Source organism: Capsulimonas sp., assembly GCF_039929585.1.
Lineage (GTDB): Bacteria > Armatimonadota > Armatimonadia > Armatimonadales > Capsulimonadaceae > Capsulimonas.
Map to the genome: position 1 here is coordinate 1 of NZ_JBDSQY010000237.1, position 4,385 is coordinate 4,385.

Sequence of the window (4,385 nt, forward strand, 5' to 3'; positions counted from 1 at the left end):
GCCTGCCCTGGTCCACGCCGAACCGCACCGATTGCAAAGAAAACGATGACGAACGAAAGGACACAATCCACCTTAAAAAAGCCTCTCAAACTGTCTTGACAAATGGGACCACTATAGTTTGCTCTGCGCGATCATCGCAGCCCTATTTCTCTTATTCTGGCTCGCCGGCTTCGGACGCTATACTTCCGTCGGCGTCGACTCCGACAGTGTTTCCGGCTCCTCCGTGGTCCAGCGTTACTACCGCGCTCGGTGGATCGGCGACGGGTCGTTCTGGGTCGGAACGGGACAATACAGCTTCCCCAAAAGCGCACACTATAAGCTCAAGCCCTTCGACTGGGGCGGCCGCTTCTTCCAGCGCTCCCCGCGCTTGATCGCCCCGCGCTCCGCCTGGAACCGCATCGGCTTCTGGCGATACGAAAAACACCCCGCGGCGGGCGGCGATCCCAATCTTGCGCCGCAAGAATCCTGGATCGCCGTCCCCGGCTGGCTGCCGGTGTTGGTGATGACGGTTCCGATATTCCTGACTATCCGAAAGTCCAGACGCTCACGGACGACGCTGTAAATCGGTTATAATAACGCCATGCTGTCACTCCTCTGGCTGATCTTCGTCTTCGTCCTTTCGGTCGTTCTGCATGAGCTTGCGCACGCGTTCGCCGTGAAAGCGAGTGGGTTCGAAGTGGACGCCATTCGCTTCGGCCTTGGTAAGCCGATCCGCAAGTGGCGCTGGAATGACATTGAGATTTCGATCGGATATCCGGCGACCCTAGCGGTGGCGGCGGTGGAATATTCGGACCGGGGGCGCGGGACCATTCCGCAGAAGATCTTTATCGCGGCGGCCGGCGTGCTGGCCAATGTCGCGCTGATGGTGCTGGCCGACAAGGCCGACTCCGATCCCCACCTGCACGCCGCAAGCAATTACTGGGCGCTGCTGGGCGTCGCCAACCTGATCATCGTCGTGATTAACCTTCTCCCGATCTCTTTTCGCCGTTACAATGCTTACACGAAGCAATGGAGCGACGGGGGCATTATCTTGGGCTTGCTCCAGGAGCAATTCACCGGCCGCAACTTCACCGAGCGTCGCTAACCACACGCGCCCTCTGCCAGCATATGATGAGAATACTTGACGATTAATCGGTTAACCGAAAAACCGGTCAAACCGCTCTCTTTTGCCTCACAAAACCGTTCCCTATTTCCAACTCCTCCATATTCTCTTGAAAATTTCTCTTGACACGCAAGAGGCGCAATGATACAATCACATATCGTTTAACCGAATAAATAGATCTTACGGATATGTGAGTATTCGTAATTATTGCCGTACAGTATGGACTGTCAAAGGAAAACTCACGGATGCTGAAATCTTGGAAAAAGACGGGGCCGGTGCTGGCCGCGGCGGCTTCAATGCTGGGAATGGCGCAGTGCGCGATGGCCGACAGCTACGATGACACGTGGATGGAGTGTAAGTACATTACGCAATGTTCGTGCACGGCGGCAAACTCGACCACTGCGGGCGTGGCGACCAGCACACCCGCGTACGGGGTTTTGAACGACTGGCGGATTGGCAACGGTCAGCCAGACTTCGTGCAGCCGGGAGAGGCGGCCATTGGCGCAATTGGTTTGCTCTATGGCTACCATCGCTTGACAGTGGCGGGTCGCAGCAACGCGGACTTGGACGGCAAGGCGAAAACGGCGCTCAGCGGCTTCTTCTGGAGCTGGGCGCGCAATGCGAACAACCAATCGGGAAACGGCTTTCCAGCGAATATCGCCTATAACACCAGTTATGGCGTCAGCTCTAAAGGCGGAGGCGACGCCCGCGTGACGGCGGAGATGCTGGTCGCGATGTGGAAGTACACTCAGCTCAGCCCCAATGGTGACGGCGCGAATTATCGCACGCAGGAATACGCCCATGCGCACGCCATGGCGGACTTCACTAACGCGAATCTGAATACCTGGACGATCGACCGCTCCTACGCCGTCGCCGCGTTTCGATGCTTCGCCAAATGGGCCACATCCGTCGGAGACACCGGCACAAGCACCTATTACAGCAATCAGGCGAATACGATCTCGGGATTGATCGCGAACGCACAGGACCATGGGAGCTGGCATAACTATTACGACTATTTGGACGGCGGCGGCAATGGTGTTTACAACGGCGGCATCAATCAAACCGGATTTTCGCCTTACGAGTTCAACGCCCGTCCGTGCGGCGAGCAGTTCGCCAAGGATCTGACGACCTGGTGGGATCACGGCACAGCCTACAACGGCGCATATCTCACGGTCCAAAGCGGGCAGTACGCGGGCGGCGTGCATCAGTGGACGCCGGCGTCTGGCGCGAACACCCAGGTCTACCCCGGCTCGGCGCTTCAGCTCGCCGACGCAGAATGGAAGATCGCGAATGCAACCGGCAACTACAACAACCTCTACGCGTCGGCGTGGTCGCACTACAACTTCGCCAAGTCCGCCGTCGGCTCAAGCACCGGATCGGGCGACTGGGTCAACAACGCGACGACCGACGCCCCCTACGTCGGCGGCTTTATCGACTGGGTCAACACCGCCAACGGCGCCCGGCCCGCAAGCTGGCAGCGATTTGTCGACACCAGCGGCTACATGATCATCGCAACCGAAGAACTGGCGTTCTCCAGCATCGTCGACTTCAGCAGCTAATCCACTCGAACTTCAAAGGCGTTCATCTATCCTAGATGAGCGCCTTTAACTTTCGTCTTCGGGTTCTTCATTTTCCAAGACGAGTTTAATCCCTCCATGCGCAAAGACCTCAAGGATCACGTCGAAATATGAGTGGAATTCTTCGCAGTCAAATGCCTCATTTGCAAGCGCGGCCTTGTAGATAGCTGTCCTTCGCTGCACTTCGGCCTCGCTGTCATCGTCAAAGTAGCCCCAATCCATAAGCTCTGCGATGTCGGAGCCACCATCAATGGCTTCCTGAAAGCTTTCCGCGCGAAAGCGACACCATGCCCGACCGTCCAGTGCATCCCTCACTTTGCTGGAATGCGTCAGCCGAATCGTCAGCGGATGTTTCACACCGAAGCCGCCACACAAGCAATCGGCTAAGGAGTCCAAACAACCGCCGAAATATCCATGCAGTCCATTGACGGCTTCTCCCATCGATAGATGGAAGCTCGGAACATCGTTGATCCAGGCTCCATCCAGATGGACCGTCCGACCACTCAGATCTTCCTGCCTGGCAGAGTAGTTTCGACAGTACACTCGTCTGACCTTTTGCAGCCGCTTGTACCGGCCATGATGGGAAAGACTGCGCCAGTTTAGAGGTGCATTGTTGATGACCATATGTGTTTTCCGCTGCTTCAGTGTGGGATCAAACAGTAATCGAGATCGTCGCCATTAGTCCGTAGTGATCCGAGGGGTAAAGTGTCGGGTCGTCGGGGCTGGGTTCGTCGCAAATCAGGCGGACATCGTGGACATGGATGGATGGCGATGTGAAGATGTAATCGATGCAATGGTAGCTGGCGGGGTCGTTGTAGTCTTCGACAAGCGGCGTGGGATAGGTGTATTCTGGCTCGGCGCCGTGGATGATGGGATATGCGGAGACGAGTGTTTGGAGAACGCGCTCGATGGTTTCGGAGGAGGGCGTGGCGTTGAAATCGCCGGCGAGTATCCAGTGCTTGTCTGGTGCGCTCGCGGCCTCCCGCTCGATGTATTCCATAATCATGTCACATTGCTTGGCGCGGATCTCTTCGCAGTCGGCGGGTTCGTTGTGCAGGTGCGTGTTGACGACGCAGACAACGGCGTCGCCAAACTGCATGTCTAAGGCCTGGGCGATGCGCCAGCCGTCGCCGGGCAGTTCAATCCGCGTGCTGCGGATCACCGGGAGGCGTGTCAGGCAGCCGATGCCCTCAATAGGCGCTTTCCCATACTTCGGCTCAGCGGAGGCGGCGTAGACGGCAGTTCGGGCGTCGGAGTTAAGGTCCGATTGCAGGATCGCCGCCTGCTCGATTCCCAGCGCGACTTCCTGCAAGGCAATCACGTCCGGCCAGAGACGGATCAGTCGCTCTGAGAGGAGCGGGCGGCGCTCCTCCCATCGGTCCGCGTCGTGCCGGATATTTATGGTCGCGACGGTCATCGTACGCGGCTGGTTCTGCGTCAAGTTCGTATTCTCCTCGTTTACAAAAATAATGTTACGCTCAAAAAAGCCGGCGAATAAATTCGCGCCTAGAAGTGCACGATGTGCCCCTCCGGGCACTCCAGAAAAGAAACGCAATCGCCAGGTTTCTGGAGTCCACGAAGGTGGACATCGTGCACTTCTAGAAGCGGTGCCGAAAAGTCTTCGATATCTTTGGGGATTTGACAAGGATAAATTTTGTCCTTGTCGAATCTCTTCTTATGATTGGCAAGCGTTCCTCCCAGCCGGC

6 protein-coding genes are annotated in these 4,385 nt (G+C 57.0%); 3 read left to right on the forward strand and 3 right to left on the reverse strand.

What is annotated here, in order from left to right:
- Window positions 1-118: 118 nt before the first annotated feature.
- From ABIZ35_RS17960 to ABIZ35_RS17970, 3 genes are all read left to right on the forward strand, one after another.
- Window positions 119-562 (forward strand): hypothetical protein, encoded by a 444-nt coding sequence (locus ABIZ35_RS17960; protein ID WP_348221291.1) that lies wholly within the window; start codon window positions 119-121, stop codon window positions 560-562.
- An 18-nt stretch (window positions 563-580) separates the two neighbouring features.
- A complete protein-coding gene (locus ABIZ35_RS17965) occupies window positions 581-1,084 on the forward strand; it encodes a site-2 protease family protein (RefSeq protein WP_348221292.1) in 504 nt (167 codons plus the stop codon).
- A 263-nt stretch (window positions 1,085-1,347) separates the two neighbouring features.
- Window positions 1,348-2,661, forward strand: coding sequence for a hypothetical protein (locus ABIZ35_RS17970; RefSeq protein WP_348221293.1), 1,314 nt, complete (start codon window positions 1,348-1,350; stop codon window positions 2,659-2,661).
- A 45-nt stretch (window positions 2,662-2,706) separates the two neighbouring features.
- Here the strand turns inward: ABIZ35_RS17970 and ABIZ35_RS17975 are convergent, their stop codons facing one another.
- The 3 genes from ABIZ35_RS17975 to ABIZ35_RS17985 form a co-directional block, all read right to left on the reverse strand.
- Complete coding sequence (locus ABIZ35_RS17975; RefSeq protein ID WP_348221294.1) at window positions 2,707-3,303, reverse strand: barstar family protein; 597 nt, start codon at window positions 3,301-3,303, stop codon at window positions 2,707-2,709.
- Between the two features lie 28 nt (window positions 3,304-3,331).
- A complete protein-coding gene (locus ABIZ35_RS17980) occupies window positions 3,332-4,120 on the reverse strand; it encodes an endonuclease/exonuclease/phosphatase family protein (RefSeq protein WP_348221295.1) in 789 nt (262 codons plus the stop codon).
- A 65-nt stretch (window positions 4,121-4,185) separates the two neighbouring features.
- A partial coding sequence (locus ABIZ35_RS17985) for a hypothetical protein (RefSeq protein WP_348221296.1) occupies window positions 4,186-4,385 on the reverse strand: 200 nt, incomplete at its 5' end.

Excerpts from the sequence above, each read along its gene's own strand:
- ABIZ35_RS17970 (WP_348221293.1), top strand. The coding sequence starts at position 1,348 with ATGCTGAAATCTTGGAAAAAGACGGGGCCGGTGCTGGCCGCGGCGGCT.
- ABIZ35_RS17975 (WP_348221294.1), bottom strand. The coding sequence starts at position 3,303 with ATGGTCATCAACAATGCACCTCTAAACTGGCGCAGTCTTTCCCATCAT.
- ABIZ35_RS17965 (WP_348221292.1), top strand. The coding sequence starts at position 581 with ATGCTGTCACTCCTCTGGCTGATCTTCGTCTTCGTCCTTTCGGTCGTT.